The sequence below is a fragment of the Traorella massiliensis genome (genome assembly GCF_900104665.1).
In the GTDB taxonomy this organism is placed as follows: Bacteria; Bacillota_I; Bacilli_A; order Erysipelotrichales; family Erysipelotrichaceae; genus Traorella; species Traorella massiliensis.
This window is the reverse complement of record NZ_LT629968.1, coordinates 103,218-123,262: the sequence shown is the minus strand read 5'-3', so window position 1 is coordinate 123,262 and position 20,045 is coordinate 103,218. Positions and strand designations below refer to the sequence as shown.

Genomic DNA, 20,045 nt, shown 5'->3' with positions numbered 1-20,045 from the left:
ATCATTTTACAATATATTTTGATATGTTTTATCTGGTAATTTTTTACTTCATAATTATTGTATTGCATCTTTGATTTTTTTTTGATATTATATAATAGAGGTGATAAAATGCTGCAAAATCAAATTATCAAACAAAGAAAAAAACAGTTAAAATTAAAAATAGATGATATCATGGAAGCCACAGGAGCTTCCCGTCCTAGCGTATGCCGCTGGCTAGCTGGGGATACCAAAAGAATTTCACCTGAAAAACTGCAAAAACTAGCCGATATCCTGCAAACAACTCCTGATCATCTTTTAGGGAAAGACAATATAAGTACGATGAAGCCTATTCTAGGTATTGTTAAAGCAGGGTATGATATGTATGCTGAAGAAAACATCATGGGATATGAAGAAGTCAGTGATGATGAAAGCAGACAAGGTGACTTTTATTTGCGAGTAAGCGGAGATTCAATGGTTAATGCCCGTATCTGCGATGGCGATCTGTTATATGTAAAATCATGTAGCGATGTTGATAGCGGTCAGATTGCCATTGTTTTGATTGGTGATAATGAAGCTACTGTCAAACGAGTGATTAAAAAAGATCATTTACTTATTTTAGAAGCTGCAAATCCGAATGTTGAAAATCGTTATTTCAATGAAAAGGATATTGAAGAACTGCCTGTTCGTATCATTGGTCGAGTTCTATATAATAAGGTTCGCTTTTAATAGGAAATTTTAGTAAAAAAATAGTTGACAATGTTTTTTCATAGTTCTATAATACGCATATGAAATGCAAAGACGCTAAATATGATGGAGTATTTTAGCGCCTTTTTCATTTAAGAGGGAGGGTAATTATGACCAAAATTCAAGAAACGTTTGGCAGTTTAGTATTCAACGATACTGTAATGCGTTCAAAGCTGCCTAAGGATGTCTACAAAAAGCTGAAAGCTACGATCAATGAAGGTAAGACATTAGATGTAAATGTCGCAAACACAGTAGCTAATGCTATGAAAGACTGGGCTATTGAAAAGGGAGCTACTCATTATACTCACTGGTTTCAGCCAATGACGGGCATCACTGCTGAAAAACATGATAGTTTCATTACCCCTGATAGTAATGGCGGTATCATTCTCGAGTTCAGTGGTAAAGAACTGATCAAAGGTGAACCGGATGCTTCTAGTTTTCCTAATGGCGGATTAAGAGCTACTTTTGAAGCAAGAGGATATACAACCTGGGATCCTTCTTCTTATGCTTTTATCAAAGACAACACACTCTGTATTCCAACAGCTTTCTGTTCTTTTGATGGAAGTTCATTGGATAAGAAGACACCACTCTTACGTTCTATGCAGGCATTGAATGATCAGGCATTACGTATCTTAAAACTGTTTGGTCATAATGATGTTACCCGTGTTACAACAACTGTCGGTTGTGAACAGGAATACTTTTTAATAGATAAAGACTTATATGAACAAAGAGAAGATCTTAAGCTCTGTGGTCGTACATTATATGGTGCCCTGCCTCCTAAAGGTCAAGAATTAGATGATCATTATTTTGGTATGCTGGATAAAAAAGCCAGTGATTATATGCGTGATCTGGATGAAGAATTATGGAAATTAGGAGTTTTAGCTAAAACAGAACATAAAGAAGTTGCACCAAGACAATTTGAATTAGCACCTGTTTTCACTTCCAGCAATATTGCTACGGATCACAATCAGCTGACCATGGAATTTATGAAAAAGATTGCGAAAAAGCATAACTTTACTTGTCTGCTCCATGAAAAACCATTTGATGGTATCAATGGCAGCGGAAAGCACAACAACTGGTCAATGTCAACAAATACCGGTGTCAATCTGCTTGAACCCGGTGATTCACCTGCTGAAAACGCTCAGTTTTTACTCATCCTTACGGCCCTTATCAAAGGTGTTGATGAGTACCAGGATCTGTTAAGGATCTCTGTTGCAACAGCAAGCAACGATCATCGTCTTGGAGCCAATGAAGCTCCGCCAGCTATCCTTTCTATCCATCTAGGAGATGAGCTCAATGCGATATTAGAAGCCATTGAAAAAGGAGTTCCATACAACAAGACTTTCAATAAAGTCATGGAAATCGGTGTAGATATTCTTCCTTCCTTCCCAAAGGATACCACCGATCGTAACCGTACTTCACCATTTGCTTTTACAGGTAATAAGTTTGAATTTAGAATGTTGGGATCGGCATTATCGATTGCCTGTCCGAATTTAATGTTGAATACGATCGTTGCAGAAGAACTTCAACAGTTCGCTGATATCCTGGAAACAGCTCCTGACTTTAATAAAACACTGAATGAATTGATTCGTAAAACGATCAAAGAGCATAAACGTATCATCTTCTCTGGAAACGGTTATACCGATGAATGGGTAAAAGAAGCTGAAAAACGTGGTTTATTAAACTTAAAAACTACCATTGATGCTCTTCCTTATTATACAAGTGAAAAGAATATCCGTCTTTTCACAAAACACAAGATCTTTACAGTCGATGAAATGTACTCAAGAAAAGAAATCCTTCTTGAAAACTACTGCAAGATCATTCATATCGAAGCATTAACGATGATAGATATGGCTAAAAAACAAATTCTTCCTGCTGTCTTAAAGACACAAAAAGAAATGACAGATCTTATATTAAATAAAAAAGCTGTATGTGACTGCTTCGATTGTTCAATTGAAATTGAAACATTAAAGAAGATGGATGCTTTAACAAAAGAAATGGTAGCAGCTATGACACGTCTAGAAGAAGAAAATGTGAAAGTAGATGCATTACCAACACACGAAGCTCAAGGAAAAGTTTATGCAACACTGATCTTAGAATGCATGGCTGATCTAAGAAAAGCCGCTGATACACTCGAAACATTGACACCAAAAGAAAATTGGCCTATGCCAAATTACACTGATTTATTATTTACAGAGTAATCTTAAAAAATGGTTTGATTTAACTCAAACCATTTTTTATATAAATTTATAATGTTCACACGCATAAACAATGCCATCATCATCACAGTTTTTAGTCACAAAATCACTGACTTCTTTCACCTGTTCTATGCTTTGTCCCATCGCTATCCCAATCGTCGCATGACGAATCATCTCTACATCATTGCTGCCATCACCAAAACAAACTGTCTTAGTAAGATCAAAGTATTCCAGACATTTTTCAATCCCTTTATATTTATGAAATCCTTTAAGTCCTAAATCAGCATAACAGCTATTACCAATATCAACATTTAAACCTTCTATTTCCTTTAAAGGTGTATAATCATAACCCTTAGGAGCATAAGCCATCGCCATTATAATTTTCATAGACGGATTATATTCTCCTTGATGAGGGGCTGTTTCACGAAAAAAATCATGAGTAATTTTCACATACTCATTTGGCTGCTGTACACAAAACCAGTCATTAACCGTTTCTAATGAGCACACGATTCCATTTGTACCACAAACATCAATAATTTCCCAAACTAAATCTGTAGGCATATATTTTGCATAAATTACTTCACCTTTATCATTTAATACACACTGCCCATTATTTAGTACCAAAGCATCAAATTGAACCTGCTCCAGCAATCCGCTCTTTTCTACTGAACTTAAATTACGGCCAGTAGCTACCACGATTTTATGACCCTTTTCTCTCAATTTTTCAATTGTTTCCAGCGTTCTTTTTGAAATAACATGGTTACTTGGATATAAAGTACCATCAATATCAAAACAAAAACAAAACTTTTCCATAAAACCACCTCGACCTCTATTATACTAAATATAAGTAAAGATTTCTATGCAGTTTATCACAAATACATAAATCACCATTCTATTGAAAATCATAGCATAATATGATATATAGTACTTGTAGAAGCTATTTAGGAAAGGGAACATATATGAAAAAAACAATAATTATTATTCTGATAACCTTATTACTTACTAGCTGTCATCAAGATTCATGGGAAATCGAAACAAAAGAAACAGGTTACACGATTACTTCTTTAGATGCTTTAAATAAGCTAAACAACGATACGGTCAATCATCTGCTTTTTTCTGTGCAATCAGAAAATACCTTAAATATTGATTATATCAATCACTCCTATGTCCATCTTCCATTGACAGCAGCTCAAGCAAATCATGTGCATTATACTTCAGATATTGCCTATACGAATTTCAAAAATTTTTATGAATTTAATTTATCTTCTTTTTCACTTACAGAAGCTGAAAATCTTCTAATAACCCATCCACAGCTCATTGAATATATCAAAACAGAAAATGGTCTTTATTATATCATTAAGGAAGATGAACGTTATATTCTATACTATGAGACAGGAAATGAAGTAAAAAAAGTGATAGATTTTTTTTCATATCATGATTTTTACCATCAGGATGGTCATATTTATCTAGAATATCAGAAGTATAATCAAAGCTCTTATACCTTATCAGAGGTTACTCAAGGTAATCAAATACAATTAAATACAATTGACAATGACATAAAAGAAAGTGAAGTTCTCTCTTATCTAAAAGAATTTCATTTAAACCAGCCATTCTTTGCTACTTATGAAATGATACTAGGTAAAGATGGCTTTGAGGTACTTACAAGCAATCATTCTACATTTTATATCGAACCAACACTCTTTTTTCAACCACTTCAAGACTACATCATCACTCAGAAGCAAACAAGTGAACGTATGTTGACTAAAATCATTACAATCGATGATGAAAAAGAATATGATATTGATATCAGTGAAAGAATTTACGCTGAAATTTTTCTTGGTGATAATACTTTTTTAAACAAAGAAGCTATCACTTATGATGAATATTCTTATAGCATCATTGAAATCAATGATTTTCTTATCACTAAGACCCTTCTTCCTTTTCAGGAATTCGCATATTTCTTTAAAATCAATGATCATCAGTTAATTGCTTGTATCACAGATGATATTAATACTGCTGAGTATTATCTAATTACTTTAGAATAAATTCTATATTTCCTTTTTAATGATTAAAATATATACATATTTTTTCTATGTATTATTGACAATGATATATCCTTCTGATACTATATTTTTGTGAAAATACTAACATAGGCAGTTATTCACAGGGGAAGATAGAGAAAATACATATAATGCTATGCGTTGTAACGATATAAAACTCAGGCTATCATACTTGCTTTTTCATGTTCCATATGAGTTTATATGTTAGAATACTACAAAAGGCATCTTGTTTGTTCAAGATGCCTTTATTATTATCAATATAGTGAACCCGTTGGGGAACATGATAAAGTAAAATTAACTGGATGCAATGCCATTGTAGATGTTTCTCTCATTATAATAGACGCTTTTGCTTGATTACCGCTTGTAGATGCTTTTTTTGTGAATAACTGCCAGCCACTGGAAACATTGGATACTGATACAGAAGCAGAAATACATTTTGATGTAGTGCCATTATACTCAAATGTTCCTGTAAGTGTTGCTGTCCATACAATTTTGCCATTTTTATCTTTATAATGATAATCCCTTCCACCTTTTTTTATAGATGAACTCCTTGTTTGTACAATTTCTATCTCATAAGTTTCAATTTCAATGGTATATTCACCTTCTTCGATTGTTTCATAATCGATTATGATTTTTTCATCTTCGTTTGCCAAAACTGTATCAATCTGTAAACCAAACATCAAACAACATAAAATACCTAAAACTATTTTTTTCATTCTTAATCCTTTCTCATCTCTATTTACTCGATAATTTCATAAGTTTCAATTTCATAGTAACAGTCTGGGCATGGTGGCTGATAATTCTTCACAAACTCCATATAGTCATAAGCTCTCCATGCTGTAAAACTAATAACCGCTACAGATATGATGCCAATAAAAGTATTACGTACAATATTACGTTTACAAATCTGCTGTTTTATGTAATCAAAGCTCACCGATTCATAATAATTGGCAATAATTTCCTGTGGTTCGCCAAAACGATCTCTACAATCATAATATGAAGCTGTTTCATCCATTTCATTGTTCATCGCATCAATCAGCTGTCTTAAGAACTGTCTCTCTTTCTTTCCATATACCGGAAAGAGTTTTCTAATCTTCCTAATATAGTCTTTTTTTCCGTATGTCATAATTAATCCTCTCGATCAACATAAATATGAGGTATGATATTATCGTTATAATATACCTGATAATCCCATTTCATATTCTGAAATTGAGCACCTATTAAAATCAAGGATATAGCCAGCACACCTAATAATAAGTATACTACTATTTTTCGATTCATCTGATGATATAAATAATCACTATCACTTTCATGGTAAAAGGAAGCGACTACTTCGTTAGGCGAACCAAACTGTTCTACATAATCTTCATAACTCATTGTTTCGTTTGCTGATTCTTCGATGCTTTCTGAAAATTGACGAATGAATTTTTTTACCTTTTTATCCCTCAAAGGAAAAATGTACTTGATATCATGAATATATTGCTCTTTGCCACTCATCCTATACACCTCTAAAACTTAATGATCTTTTCAATCTGTTCACACATCTTTCGATAATCTTCAACCATCTCATCAAAATACTGAATGCCCTTTTCTTCAAGATGATAATAAACTCTGACCTTGCGATTTACAACTTCTTCTCTGGTAGATACATATCCTTCTTCTAACATACGATAAAGTATTGGATACATGACTCCTTCTTTTACATCAAAAACGTCATCAGTTACCTCTCTTATCGTAGAAGCAAGCTCATAACCATAATAATCTCTATGTTTTAAAACACCTAAAAGAAGCATTTCAATTTTAAATAGATTATTTCTTTTGGACATATTCCACCTCTACAAGAATAATACAATAATATTTTATTATATTCAATACATATTTTTTATATGTACTATTGACATATAAAACTTTATAAATTATTATGTAATTGTAAAAGATCTTTACACCAAAAAGAGTAATATCTGATAATATTACTATATGGGAAGGTAGAGCAGATTTCAAGAAAGGGGATAAACTTATGAAAGAGGTATTGAAATTTATTTAGAACGTTTCCTATAACAGACAGCTACTGTTATGAGGAAACTAAAAATAAATGTACATTCATAGTACAAATCTAAAGAAAGAGAGCTTAGTAGAGGGACGACTCATGGACATATAAAATCATACACTAAAATAATTATTTACCTGTAATCAGATCAGGAGTCAAAATATAATGGATTTGAAAAACAATGTTTGCTTATCGGTCAGATAAAGTATAATATTTGACTGTTATCAATTTGTAATAAACGATAAAAAACTAAAAATTGTATACGGAAAAGCACATTTAAATTCATTTAATGATGGCTAATCAAATAAAAGCCAATTAAAACAGGACTTAATTTTACTTATTATAATTTGAATTTTATTCTATTATTTTTAATCTGGAGGAAATTAAAATGTCTATTAAGAATAAATTATTTAATCTATCATTAGTATCTTTTATTACGTTTTCATCATGTTTTTTCCCAAATTTAAACATAAATGCGACTTATAAATCAAATAATTCTGATAATTCAGTGATTTACTATGATTATATGCAAAACGAATATTTAGCACTTAAAAAAGCACATTTCGAACTAGAACAAGATCTTGTTCAAACACATTCTGTTTTGAATGTAGAAACTTTAGAAAAATATCATGATTTAACTGCTTCTATCGCTAAGTATAAAGAAAAAATATATGATTTAAAACTAAAAGATGATAGTTTTTTCAAAGCCTATAATTATACAGATTCACAAATATATGCAATTAAGAACTATGATGGTTCAGAAGAGATGACAATTCAAGCCGCATCTTATGTAATTGGCAATTTAAGTCTTACCAGTTTTAATTATAATAGCAGTCGAAATACTACGTCCATACATGCTAAGGCTACTGCAACTTGGATAGGAAGACCCATGTTTAATTTAAAAGATAAAATCGCAGTAGCTATAGTCTTTGGAGATGGAAATAATATTCCATTGTCAAAAATATGTTATGGAAAATATCAGCCAAGTAGTGGAAATGAGTTCTCTATTACATTACCAACAAGAATGGATAACACCTCTTTATTAGTTTGTGATTTGCCTTCTGAAAGATATAGCAGTGCTCAGCAAAAAACCGGTACTTTATCAAAAGCGGAATTATATTATTCTGCTGAAGTATCTGGAAATATTCGAGTAATGACTGGAAGAGGATTATATTTGCGTCAAACTTTTCAGCTAGATGATTCTATTGGAATTTCAATTGGTGCTGGTGGTACTGGATTATCTTTAACAATCGATCTAGAATATGATCCAATATGGGATTCTGATTGGATCAGAAAAACTAGATAGTTTAGAGAAGAAAACATTGGAACATTTCTCATATGATATAAAGCAAAAAGGGTTCATTCCTGTGCAATTTGATGAATCCTTGTTCCTATATAATAGATAAAAATAAAAGCTTTATAAAACGATTTGTGCAGACTTATGACCAGAAAAAGATAACTAGCACTTTATCAGCTCTATGATTGTCTATCTAGCTGAATTTGTATGGCGATTCAATAAATATTGCTATGGAAAGTAGAATCTAGAATCAACAGTACAGATGTCGATGAATATATATGTTATATTATTTCTTGATTTTATACCAATGATATCACAGATAAATACAGCATCAGGATTCAGATCATAAGAGAATAGTTTTAGATCGTGGTATACAGGATACACCTATGTTCAATCCTATTATCAAATTAAATACGGCATGACTCATTATGAAACTGTTTAATCTTTTCCGATCATGCTGCTACACAAGTGAAACTGTTATGCAAGAGAAGGAGTTATTATGAAAACCGCTTTATTCAATATTATCTTTAAAACTACTGCATTTTATATACTAACAGTAGGATTCATCATATTTATATTCCAAAGATTTATTACAACTGAAAACTTTTTTATATTTGCTCTTCTGACCATTTATTCTGGAATTATAATTAATATGATCGCCATTTGTATATATCTAATTAAAAACACAAAAAATTAGATTAACCTAATATTTCAAATATATCATAGTAACAACATGATACAACGATTTAATTATATTTTCTGATTTTAATAATCAAAATACGAGGAAGAAAAACATAAAAAAACCATCTGTTCATAGTGAACGGATGGTTTTATTTGATTAGTTACCCTTATATGCTTTTTCAAGAATATCGATCATATCATCGATCATTGGAAGTTTAGGGTTAGCTGGTGAACACTGATCTTCATAAGCCAGAAGAGCAATTTTTCTTTCAGCAGCTTTCCATGTAGCTTCATCAATATTCTGATCAGCAAAGTTCATCTTAATACCTACTTCAGCACCTAAATCAGCACATGCCTTAGCATAAGATTCAACTGCTTCAGCAGGAGTTGATGCTGGAAGACCTAATAACTTCGCAATATCCTGATATTTTTCATCAGCTTTGTAGTAGTTATATTTTGGCCATACAGAGTTCTTCTGAGGTTTTACACCATTATAACGAATTACGTGTGGTAATAGAATTGCATTTGCACGTCCATGAGGAACATGGAATTCAGCACCAATCTTATGAGCTAATGAGTGGTTAACACCCAAGAATGCATTAGCGAATGCCATACCGGCAATACAGCTTGCATTGTGCATCTTTTCTCTAGCTTCTGGATCATTCTTACCATTCTTCACAGCTCTTGGCAAGTATTCAAATACCATCTTAATAGCCTGTAAGCATAATCCATCAGTGAAGTCGTTTGCCAATGTTGCAACATAAGCCTCAGTAGCATGTGTCAATACGTCCATACCTGTATCAGCTGTAATAGAAGCTGGAAGGTTTGTTGTAAATGCAGGGTCTACGATTGCAATCGTTGGTGTTAAAGAATAGTCAGCCAATGGATATTTCTTATTAGCAATCTTATCTGAAATAACAGCGAATGGTGTTACTTCTGAACCTGTACCGCTTGTTGTTGGGATACATACCAGATTGGCTTTCTTTCCTAATTCCGGATAACGGAAAGCACGTTTACGGATATCGATAAATTTCTGTTTCAAATCATCGAAGTTAACTTCTGGATGTTCATAGAATAGCCACATTCCCTTAGCAGCATCCATGCTTGATCCACCACCTAAAGCGATGATCGTATCTGGCTGGAAGCTTCTCATAACTTCTACACCACGCTGTACAGTTGCAATTGAAGGATCTGGTTCTACATCACAGAAAAGCTGATACTGAACTTTGTTTCTTCTCAGGTTAAGCTGATCTGTAACTTTATTTACGAATCCTAAATCAACCATTGAACGGTCTGTTACGATGAATACACGGTTCATTTCACGCATATCCTGTAAGTATTTGATTGAATCTCTTTCAAAATAAATCTTTGACGGAACCTTGAACCATTGCATATTGTTATTTCTTCTCCCTAGTCGTTTGATATTCAGCAAGTTAATAGCACTAACATTGTTGCCTACAGAGTTGTGTCCATAAGAACCACATCCCAATGTTAATGAAGGAAGGAAGGCATTATATACGTTTCCAATTCCACCAAAAGTTGATGGTGAATTCCAGATAACACGGATCGCTTTTACACGTAATCCAAATTCTTTCGCAAGTGCTTCATCTTTTGTATGAATAGCAGCTGAGTGACCTAAACCGTTAAATTCAACCATCTGTTCAGCTAATGTCATACCTTCTTCTGTTGTATTTGCTTTTAATACAGCCAATACCGGAGATAATTTTTCACGTGTCAGAGGTTCTTTTGGTCCAACTTCTTTACATTCTGCACATAGAATAACTGTATTTTCCGGTACTTCGAATCCAGCCTGTTTAGCAATCCATGTAGCATCCTTACCTACCATGACACTGTTCAGCTTAGCACTGTCAACATCTTTTGAATAGGCAGTAACTCCAAACATATATTTTTCAAGCATTTCCTTTTCTTTTTTATTAACAAAGTAAACGCCATATGTTTTGATTTCCTTAACGAAATCGTTATAAATTTCTTTATCTACGATAGCTGCCTGCTCACTGGCACAAATCATACCATTATCAAATGCCTTTGATAAAACGATATCATTTACAGCCTGTCTTAAATTACAAGTCTTTTCAACATATGCAGGAACGTTTCCGGCACCTACACCTAAAGCTGGTTTACCACATGAATAAGCGGCACGTACCATGGCATTTCCACCAGTAGCCAGAATGGTTGATACATCCGGGTGGTTCATCAATGCATTGGTTCCTTCCATCGTTGGATGCTCGATCCACTGGATACAGTTCTTAGGTGCACCAGCAGCAACTGCAGCCTTATAAACGATCTGAGCTGCCATGATTGAACATTCAACTGCACTTGGATGGAATGAGAAAACAATTGGATTTCTTGTCTTCAAACAAATCAGTGATTTAAAAATAGCTGTTGATGTTGGATTTGTTGTTGGTACGATACCACAGACAACACCTACTGGTTCTGCAATTTCAACGATACCTTCAACATCATCTTCTTTGATAACACCTACCGTACGTGTATGACGCATATTGTTTACAACATGTTCACACGCAAACAGGTTCTTAGTTGCCTTATCTTCAAAGACACCACGTCCTGTTTCTTCAACAGCTGCCATTGCCAATGTTCCGTGCTGATCCAATGCCGCAACAGAGGCTTTCGCAACGATATAATCTACCTGTTCCTGATCAAGCTTCATGAATTCATCTAAAGCTTCCACTGCGTTAGCAACAAGCCGATTCACTTCTTGAACAGCAGGACTCACTTCTTCTTTTAATTCTTCTTTCTTTTCAGTTTTTTCAGTCATTTTTCTTCTCCTTTTTTTTCACACACAAAAGATACCATTTGTGAATGAACTTGTAAAGTATTATTTGTTATTTTTTTCACATAACCCAAAATGAAACCGTTTACCCCTCTTTTTTCATCACTAGATGAACCCTCTTTTTTATTACTTGTGAAAATTTACATCTTTATTTTTTTAGCACTTGTGAAATGAAAACACTTTCAGTTCACAAGCATTTAAAAAAGCCCTATTTAAAGGCTTTTTCTTTTGATTATGATTTCACAAGTATTATTTTCTTTATGATTTTTTTGTGAATTTCAAAGTTAATTCACAACCTATTGAAATAATGAAGCATAACGTCGATCTACTTCAATCTGATACTCCCAATGATCCTGTTTTTCTACACAAGAAAGAATATTCGCAAAGCGATGGATCTTGGCATTCAAATCAATATTTTCATAGTCAACACAGACTTCCAGAGTCATTCTCTCTTTACGTATCATCTCTACAACGGCCTCTAAAACTTCACTGATTCCTACACCCTTTTCAGCGCTAATATAAAAATGTCCTTTCTCATTTTTCTTGTATTCACATAAATCACATTTGTTATGAAGGACCCACATCGGCGTATTTTCTACGGATAGCTTCTTTAAGGTTTTCTGAGTCACTTCCATATGTTCAAGTACATTTTCATTACTTTCATCCACTACCTGTAAAATGAGATCGGCATCACTGACACTTTCTAATGTTGAATGAAAAGCATCCATCAATTCATGAGGAAGATGGGAAACAAAACCCACCGTATCTGACAATAAGAATTCAACTCCTTTATAAGAAACATGACGAATAGAAGCATCCAGGGTTGCAAACAACATATCCTTTACAAAAACCTGCTTATCTTCGTCTTTATCACAATAACGCAATATTTCATTCATGCAGCTGCTTTTCCCAGCATTCGTATAACCCACCAAAGACACCATCTTCAAATCTGAGCGATGACGCTTTCTTTTCATAGATGCCAAAGATTTTTTTACTTCCTTCAGTTCTTTTTCTACTTTTTGAATACGAATTTCATATTTTCTTCGATCCAACTGATACTGTTTTTCTCCCTCACCTTTATTCTTGCTGCCACCACGCATTCTAGAGAAATTCTGCTGTGTATGGATAACAAAAGGAAGTTCATGTTTCAACGTAGCTAATTCAACTTGCAGCTTAGCCTGCTTTGTATGTGCCCGTTTGCCAAAAATTTCTAAAATACAGTCATTACGATCAAATACCCGCACACCTAACATCTCTTTAAGCGTACGCATCTGACTCGGTGTAATCGGAGCTGCAATCATGCAGGCACTCGCCTTGGTTTCCTCAATCAACGCCTTGATTTCGCTAACTTTCCCCTCACCAAAATATGTGGCAGGATGAGGTGTCCTTCTTTTTTGAATGATCTCACCCACGATCTCATAGTCACAGGCTCTTGCCAGACCTTTCGTTTCTTCAAACTGGCTCTTTACATCTTTATCATTTTCTAAATACAATCCTGCACATACAATTTTTAAATTCATAGCATCACCTATGATTATTATACCATAGATTCTTGAAACTTCTCGCAAGTTGGATTATGATAATAAAAAAAGGAGAGAAAAACTATGTCATGTATATTCTGTAAGATCATTGATCATGAAATTCCTTCATCTGTTATTTATGAAGATGAAAGTGTCATTGCTTTTTTAGACTTATCTCAAGTAACAAAAGGTCATACCTTAGTTGTTCCTAAAAAACATTTTGCCAATATTCTGGAATGTGATCCAGATACCCTAGCTCATCTGATTCAAGTAACCCAAATGCTTGCGAAAAGAATCATGGAACGTACACATGCAAACGGTGTTAATATTTTAAATAACACCCATGAAGCTGCTGGACAGACTGTCATGCATTTACATTTTCATATCATTCCACGTTATGATGAAAAGGATGCAATTCAAATTGAATTTCATGAATCTGAAAAACAAAACCTTGAAGAACTTTGTGCATTATTAAAGTAAAAGGAGCTTATGCTCCTTTTTATTATAGATCATCCACCAAGGCGCTTGATTTCGCATAAGCACTCGAACGTGCTTCAAAGAAATCTGTTTTGATCATATTGGCATTGGCATAACGCAAAACCCATTCCATAGATTTAGGTTCTTCCTCATAACCCTCATATAAAATACCTAAACCAATACCCTGACTTCTTAAATTACCTAAATACTTGACATAATCATGAATCATCTTTGGTGTTAATCCTTCGATTTCATTTCCAATGGCATATTCGCCCCATTTGATTTCTTCTTCAACACCCTGACGGATCATATCCCGATATATTTCCTTTTTCTCTTCATCAAAAAGCTCAGGTTCTTCTTTCTGTAATTCCAAAAGAATATTTCTAAACAGCCAAAGATGAGTATTTTCATCACGATTGATATATCGGATCTCTTGTACCGAACCTGGCATTTTTCCATTCCTTCCAAGATTGTAGAAAAACATAAATCCCGAATAAAAGTAAATTCCTTCTAATATATAGTTAGCAATCATCATCCTGACAAGTGTTGCCGCATCTTTATGTTCTTGAAAATCATTATAAAGATCACCAATAAATTTATTACGATTCAATAGTTTCTCATCATTTTTCCATTGATAGAGAATGTCTTCTCTTTCCTGTGGAGCACAGATCGTATCTAACATATAGCTGTAACTTTGTGAATGTAGAGCTTCCTGAAAAGCCTGAATCGTTAAACAAAGATTGACTTCATTGGCAGTAATATATTCACCAACATTAGGAAGATTTGCTGTCTGCAGGGAGTCAAGAAAAATAAGAAAAGAGAGGATTTTATCATAAGCTGTCCTTTCAGCTTTACTTAAAAGACGATAATCTTTGATATCCTGATTCATATTGATTTCTTCTGGAATCCAAAAATTATTCATCGCCTGACGATACCAGTCACTTACCCACTTATATTTCATATTATTGAAATCATTAAGATTGGTCGTATTTCCATTGATCATTCTTCTTTTATTTACTTCTATATCACCATTTTCATTAAACAAGGCTTTTTTCTTTAGTTCCATGATTTCCTCCTAAGATGCACATGATTCACATTCTTCCACTTCCAGTGAGCGGGAGCGAACATAATACAGTGTTTTTACTTTTTCATGATAAGCCGACAGATACAGATTTAATACCTGCCGCATCGTAAATTCATTTGTAATATACAGATTCACAGATTGTGCCTGATCGATATGACGCTGACGGATACCTGCAGCTTTTATGATCCAGGATTGCTCGATCTGATGTGCCTGTTTATATAACCAAAAGGTTTTTGGACTTAGATCCGGAGCAATACGTGTAATGATGCTTCCCTTTTTCTCTTCTAAGAAATAGCGATTCATGATTGGATCGACGGCTGCTGTCGTTGCGGAAATGATCGAAGTTGAAGAAGTAGGTGCAATCGCTAAAAGATAGGCATTACGCAATCCATTCTGATGTACTTTTTCTTTTAATCTTTGCCATTTTTCATCTTCATAACCTCTTTTTTCAAAATAGAGGCCCGTATCCCAATCACTGCCTTTAAAAAACTCATAACTTCCTTTTTCTTTTGCTAATTCACAGCTGGCTTCAATCGCATAATAATTGATTCTTTCATACAACTGATCAACAAATTGAAGATGGGCTTCACTTTCAAAAGCAATTCCCTGAAGGGCTAGCATATGATGATAACCGCTCGTTCCAAGTCCGATAGAACGGTATCGCTGATTCGTAATCTGGGCAAAAGGCAATGGATAATAATTAAGATCAATGACATTATCTAAGGCACGTATCACGACATGAATGATCTCTTTCAGTTCTTTCTCATCATTTACATTAATTTTCCCAAGTGTTAGGGATGCAAGATTGCAGACTACAAAATCACCAGGGACATATTCATCAACGATCACTTTTTCACCATTCACTTCTACAATTTTTTGTGAACGATGGGTGAGTGCACTCATATTCTGAGCAATCTCTGTACAAAGATTGCTGCAATAGATCATACCTTTATGAGCATTTGGATTCGCCTCATTAACGATATCACGATTAAAAGCAAAAGGAGTTCCCGTTTCAACTGCTGACTTGATGATCAGCCGTACAAGATCTTTTAAGATAATTTCTCTTTTTGAAATACGGCTGTCAGAAACACAGCTTTCATAACGTTTTTCCCATTCAGCTCCATAAAAATCTTCCAGACAGTATCCTTTAACTTTTTCAATTTCATGAGGATCCATCAAATACCATGTCTGTGTGATATCCTCTTCGACCCTTTTCCAAAATAGATCCGGATAGCAGACAGCCGGAAAAACATCATGCGCCTTTTGACGATCATCACCATTATTGGTACGTAAAGCTAAAAACTCCGGTAAATCTTTATGCCAGGCATCCAAATAAACGGCCACCGCTCCTGAACGTACACCTAACTGATCGACAGCCGTAGCTGTATCATTCACTAATTTGATCCAGCGAATCACCCCTCCGGCTGCTCCTTTAAAACCACGAATATCTGAACCATTAGCACGCACCTTTCCAAAATAAAGTCCCATACCGCCACCATGCTTCGATACCTTCGCAAAATTATCCAGGCTCTTATAAATACCATCTAATGAATCATCCACCGTATCAATAAAACAGCTTGAAAGCTGATGATAAGGCTTGCGTGCATTAGCCATCGTCGGTGTCGCAACCGTTACCTTCAAACTACTTAATAATTCATAAAACTTTTTTACCCAAAAAAGACGGTTATTTTTTTCAGGAATGGCTAAATGCATCGCAATTCCCATAAACATTTCCTGAGGCGTTTCTAAAAGTTCATGCTGATGTGAACTGATCAGATAACGTTTATAAAGCAGATCTAAGCCACTATAGGTAAATAAATCATCATTTTCTTCTTTCAGACAGGTTTGTAGTTCATCCACATCCGCTTTTGAATAATTTTCTAAAATATAGCTTCCGTAATAACCTTCCTTTTCCAAATAACAAAGCTTATCATAAAAGCTATCAAGATGATGTAGCTTACACTGTTCATCTACTAAAAGATGAAGCTTCATATTTAAAAAACGAGCAGCGATCATTTCCCACTGTGGCTGTTCGACACTGATCAGCTCAACACTTGAACGCATTAAAATATCCAGGCATTTGATGATTCCCATACCTTCATCATAATATGACTGATATTTTAAAAACAATGGCTGTAGGGATATCTCTTCAAATTCTTTTTCAATTTTTTCTAATAACTCATATAATCGTTTATCTTGTATAAGAGTTTGAATCAATTTCTTCTCTTCTCGAATCTTTTGACGTTTTTGGCGATAAAGAATATAACTTTTCGCATCTTTAAAATATTGAAGTTTCATCAGTATTTCTTCTACCTGATCTTGAATATCTTCAACACTGCATGATCTGCCAGCTTTTTCTTCCTCTTCAACTCTTTTTCTTACAGCATGACAAATCTCTTCCATATGTTCTTCTAATATATTGTTTTGCGTACTATGAAAGGCTTTTTGAACGGCATTTCTGATTTTTGATGCATCAAATTCTTCAAGTCGCTGATCACGTTTTATAATTTTCATACTAGCACCTCGTACTCCTATTATATTGAAATTGGCCCTAGTATAAAGTAAAATGCCCGAAATCCTTCGGACACCTACATTACTTTTTCTTTTTTATATTTGTATAAAAGACAGAAGATCAGAATCGTTATGATCTCAACTAAAAAGACACCGATACCACCCTCAAGTCCAAAACTGCCACCACTGATCAAAGCATTTCCCACTAGCTCAAACTTAAATACTGAGGGTCCCATGCTCATGCCAGAAACCAGAATACCATAGAAATTTCCCTGTGCAAAATTCCACATTGAATGAGCACCGCTAGCCGCCCATATATTATCAAAATAAACAGCCATACAGCTAAAAGAAAGACCTGCCAGAAACAAATTAGCAAGAGCTAATGGCGAAACTCCTGGATTGCCTATATGAAGAGCCGCAAAAAGCAATGAGTTAAACATCATACTAAAAAATACTGAATGATTTTTACTTAACCCAAACATCATAAAGCCACGACACAGCAATTCTTCTTCAAATCCTTGAAACAAAAAGCCAACAAAATATAAAAGAAGTAAACCGATATTACTTAAATCAATACCTGCAAAACGTGCTCCACCAAATACATACGTAATCAGCATGGCTCCTGAAAGCGTCAAAAAGCCTACTGCTAATCCAATTAAATAATGCTTCAAAGCATGATGAGCACTCAAACCCATCGATTCAAAACTACGTCCATGCATCTTAATACCGACATAAAGAATCATCAGTGAAATAACGATCGTCAAATACAGATTATAAAGTGTCATGGTCTGTGAAGCCAATACTGTATCAATCGCCTCCACTGAATCAAGATCCCCAATTACTAATGGAAGAACAAGAATCGACTGTACAACACTGCCAATTAACATTACAGCCGCTACGATCAGACAGTAAGTAGCAGGTGTTTTTATTTTTGTAATCCCATCCTTATATTTACTTTCTTTTTTAAACAGTTCAAACATTGCTTATCTCCTTTTTCATTTCATAATATACAACATCATGTGATTTGCCTTTCCATTCAATTTCATTTTTTATTGTATGGGAATATTTCATGCCACATTTTTCCATTACTCGCCATGATCCAATATTTTCTTTAAAAGCAGCAGCTGAAAAAACATTCCCCTCATTTCTTTCCATCAGCTCGTATAAAACAGCTTTTAAAGCTTCACTCATATACCCTAGATTCCAATATTTAGAAGATAATGCATATCCGATCTCAATATTATCCTCATGACGCTGATTTTCAAAAATAATACCGATACATTCATGATTTCCTTTCAATTCGATTCCATAACTAAACAACTTTTTCTCAAAAAAAGTTAATAACCCATCAAAATCAAAATCATCAAATGTTGCCGCATAACGCCCTAAAAAGGTCTCGAAGACCTTTTCATCATGAAAGATATTCTGATAAACATCATAAGCATTACTTTTACTCAATTTTCTTAATAATAATCTTTTCGTTTCCATATTTCTATGATAGACCAATAGAAAGCTGTTGTCAAAACAAAAATTGCGCATAAGCTAGAGTATGATAAAAATTGGTATCCTTCCCCGTCTCAACGAAGAATTGCACCGCTATGTCTTTTCCTCTTATTTGATCGATAAGATGAGAACTTACACGATCTTACCCTTATTTTTATTTGATGAAAGCCAATTTCCTGAATGCGATGGTTTTATTCTTGCTGGAGGCGGTGACATCGATCCTCAGCGATATCATCAAGAAAAACATCCTAAAACAAAACTCGATGATTTCAAACTTGAAAAGATGGAATTTGCAGTAGTGAACTATGCCCAAAAACATCAGCTTCCACTCCTTGGCATCTGTAAAGGAATGCAAGTCATCAATGTGTATTTTGGCGGGACTCTCCATCAACATATTTCTCACCATCAGAATATCACTCATCCTGTCATCTTATCTGATGGAAGAGAAGTACTTGTTTATAGTGATCATCATCAGTGTATTGATAAGCTTGCTTCAGGTTTTGAAGTTCAAGCTTTTGATCATGATCAGATCATTGAAGCTATTCGAAATAAACAAATACTAGGTGTACAGTGGCATCCTGAAGTAGAAACAGAATCATCATTATTAACTTCTTTTTTTCAAGAAGTAGCGGCCCATAAAGTAACAAAGCATCAAAATCGATAAAATGCTTATATAACGATCAAATTGAAAATATTCATTCAAAGCAGCCGAAAAATAAATGAGAAGTAAAGAACGTATCCACCGGCAGCCACCATCTAAAAGCATAAAAATCCAGCGATTCATTTTCAAAATGCCTGCTGCATAAGAAAGTATAAAATCAGGAAAAGGAGAAAGGGAACCGATAATGATATATAAATAACCCATTTTCTTAAATTTCTCAACAGCAGATGCCATCATTTCCTCACTAACAAATTTTAAAGCAGCCTTCCTTCCATAATGATCACTGATCTCATAACCGATATGTCCACCAATACAAGTTCCTAGTCCGCTAAGCATAGAATAAAAAAAAGCTTTATCCGGATATAAAAGACAAAGAGGCAATAAGAGTGCTTCTAATGAAGGCAGCGGTAAAAAAGCTTTCAAAATTGAATAAATAAAAAGAAACAAGCCCGATTTCATATCTCACCTGTT

General features: G+C 34.2%; 18 protein-coding genes. 6 read left to right on the top strand and 12 right to left on the bottom strand.

Annotated elements, in window-relative coordinates; genetic code table 11:
• Window positions 1-108: 108 nt before the first annotated feature.
• Both BQ5367_RS05035 and BQ5367_RS05030 read left to right on the top strand, forming a co-directional pair.
• A complete protein-coding gene (locus BQ5367_RS05035) occupies window positions 109-705 on the top strand; it encodes a LexA family protein (RefSeq protein ID WP_071441458.1) in 597 nt (198 codons plus the stop codon).
• Between the two features lie 128 nt (window positions 706-833).
• Window positions 834-2,924, top strand: coding sequence for a glutamine synthetase III family protein (locus BQ5367_RS05030; RefSeq protein WP_071441457.1), 2,091 nt, complete (start codon window positions 834-836; stop codon window positions 2,922-2,924).
• A 36-nt stretch (window positions 2,925-2,960) separates the two neighbouring features.
• Here BQ5367_RS05030 and BQ5367_RS05025 read toward each other — a convergent pair whose 3' ends face one another.
• Window positions 2,961-3,734 (bottom strand): HAD family hydrolase, encoded by a 774-nt coding sequence (locus BQ5367_RS05025; protein ID WP_071441456.1) that lies wholly within the window; start codon window positions 3,732-3,734, stop codon window positions 2,961-2,963.
• A gap of 146 nt (window positions 3,735-3,880) precedes the next feature.
• On the opposite strand from BQ5367_RS05025, the gene BQ5367_RS05020 reads away from it, so the two are divergent.
• Window positions 3,881-4,966, top strand: coding sequence for a hypothetical protein (locus tag BQ5367_RS05020; RefSeq protein WP_071441455.1), 1,086 nt, complete (start codon window positions 3,881-3,883; stop codon window positions 4,964-4,966).
• A 269-nt stretch (window positions 4,967-5,235) separates the two neighbouring features.
• Here the strand turns inward: BQ5367_RS05020 and BQ5367_RS05015 are convergent, their stop codons facing one another.
• The 4 genes from BQ5367_RS05015 to BQ5367_RS05000 are packed head-to-tail and all read right to left on the bottom strand — an operon-like array spanning window position 5,236 to window position 6,807.
• Window positions 5,236-5,697, bottom strand: a complete 462-nt coding sequence (locus BQ5367_RS05015) for a hypothetical protein (RefSeq protein WP_071441454.1) — start codon at window positions 5,695-5,697, stop codon at window positions 5,236-5,238.
• Between the two features lie 23 nt (window positions 5,698-5,720).
• Window positions 5,721-6,107 (bottom strand): DUF6120 family protein, encoded by a 387-nt coding sequence (locus BQ5367_RS05010; protein ID WP_071441453.1) that lies wholly within the window; start codon window positions 6,105-6,107, stop codon window positions 5,721-5,723.
• 2 nt (window positions 6,108-6,109) lie between these two features.
• Window positions 6,110-6,478, bottom strand: coding sequence for a DUF6120 family protein (locus BQ5367_RS05005; protein WP_071441452.1), 369 nt, complete (start codon window positions 6,476-6,478; stop codon window positions 6,110-6,112).
• A gap of 11 nt (window positions 6,479-6,489) precedes the next feature.
• Window positions 6,490-6,807 carry a PadR family transcriptional regulator gene (locus BQ5367_RS05000; protein ID WP_071441451.1) on the bottom strand — a complete coding sequence of 106 codons (318 nt, stop codon included), beginning with the start codon at window positions 6,805-6,807 and terminating at the stop codon, window positions 6,490-6,492.
• Window positions 6,808-7,416: 609 nt separating this feature from the next.
• On the opposite strand from BQ5367_RS05000, the gene BQ5367_RS04995 reads away from it, so the two are divergent.
• Entirely contained in the window at window positions 7,417-8,334 is a 918-nt protein-coding gene (locus tag BQ5367_RS04995) for a hypothetical protein (protein ID WP_071441450.1), read from the top strand.
• 829 nt (window positions 8,335-9,163) lie between these two features.
• Here BQ5367_RS04995 and adhE read toward each other — a convergent pair.
• Window positions 9,164-11,803, bottom strand: a complete 2,640-nt coding sequence (gene adhE / locus BQ5367_RS04985; protein ID WP_071441448.1) for a bifunctional acetaldehyde-CoA/alcohol dehydrogenase — start codon at window positions 11,801-11,803, stop codon at window positions 9,164-9,166.
• Window positions 11,804-12,114: 311 nt separating this feature from the next.
• Entirely contained in the window at window positions 12,115-13,338 is a 1,224-nt protein-coding gene (gene hflX / locus BQ5367_RS04980; protein WP_071441447.1) for a GTPase HflX, read from the bottom strand.
• 84 nt (window positions 13,339-13,422) lie between these two features.
• Here hflX and BQ5367_RS04975 point away from each other — a divergent pair, with 84 nt between their 5' ends.
• On the top strand, window positions 13,423-13,818 hold the full coding sequence (locus BQ5367_RS04975) for an HIT family protein (protein WP_071441446.1): 396 nt from the start codon (window positions 13,423-13,425) through the stop codon (window positions 13,816-13,818).
• Window positions 13,819-13,840: 22 nt separating this feature from the next.
• On the opposite strand, the gene BQ5367_RS04970 is transcribed toward BQ5367_RS04975, so the two are convergent.
• The 4 genes from BQ5367_RS04970 to BQ5367_RS04955 all read right to left on the bottom strand — a co-directional run bounded on the left by BQ5367_RS04970 (window position 13,841) and on the right by BQ5367_RS04955 (window position 18,898).
• Entirely contained in the window at window positions 13,841-14,881 is a 1,041-nt protein-coding gene (locus BQ5367_RS04970; protein WP_202615268.1) for a ribonucleotide-diphosphate reductase subunit beta, read from the bottom strand.
• A 9-nt stretch (window positions 14,882-14,890) separates the two neighbouring features.
• Window positions 14,891-17,413, bottom strand: a complete 2,523-nt coding sequence (locus BQ5367_RS04965) for a ribonucleoside-diphosphate reductase subunit alpha (RefSeq protein ID WP_071441444.1) — start codon at window positions 17,411-17,413, stop codon at window positions 14,891-14,893.
• A 74-nt stretch (window positions 17,414-17,487) separates the two neighbouring features.
• Complete coding sequence (locus tag BQ5367_RS04960; protein WP_071441443.1) at window positions 17,488-18,390, bottom strand: CPBP family intramembrane glutamic endopeptidase; 903 nt, start codon at window positions 18,388-18,390, stop codon at window positions 17,488-17,490.
• Window positions 18,383-18,898: a GNAT family N-acetyltransferase gene (locus BQ5367_RS04955; protein WP_161940470.1), complete on the bottom strand. Its 516-nt coding sequence runs from the start codon at window positions 18,896-18,898 to the stop codon at window positions 18,383-18,385. The genes BQ5367_RS04960 and BQ5367_RS04955 overlap by 8 nt, the downstream gene beginning before the upstream one ends.
• A 61-nt stretch (window positions 18,899-18,959) precedes the next feature.
• Between BQ5367_RS04955 and BQ5367_RS04950 the strand changes: the two genes are divergently transcribed.
• Window positions 18,960-19,577 (top strand): gamma-glutamyl-gamma-aminobutyrate hydrolase family protein, encoded by a 618-nt coding sequence (locus tag BQ5367_RS04950; RefSeq protein ID WP_071441441.1) that lies wholly within the window; start codon window positions 18,960-18,962, stop codon window positions 19,575-19,577.
• Here the strand turns inward: BQ5367_RS04950 and BQ5367_RS04945 are convergent.
• Window positions 19,518-20,033 (bottom strand): YqaA family protein, encoded by a 516-nt coding sequence (locus BQ5367_RS04945; RefSeq protein WP_071441440.1) that lies wholly within the window; start codon window positions 20,031-20,033, stop codon window positions 19,518-19,520. The two genes, BQ5367_RS04950 and BQ5367_RS04945, sit on opposite strands and share 60 nt — an antisense overlap.
• Window positions 20,034-20,045: the final 12 nt, after the last annotated feature.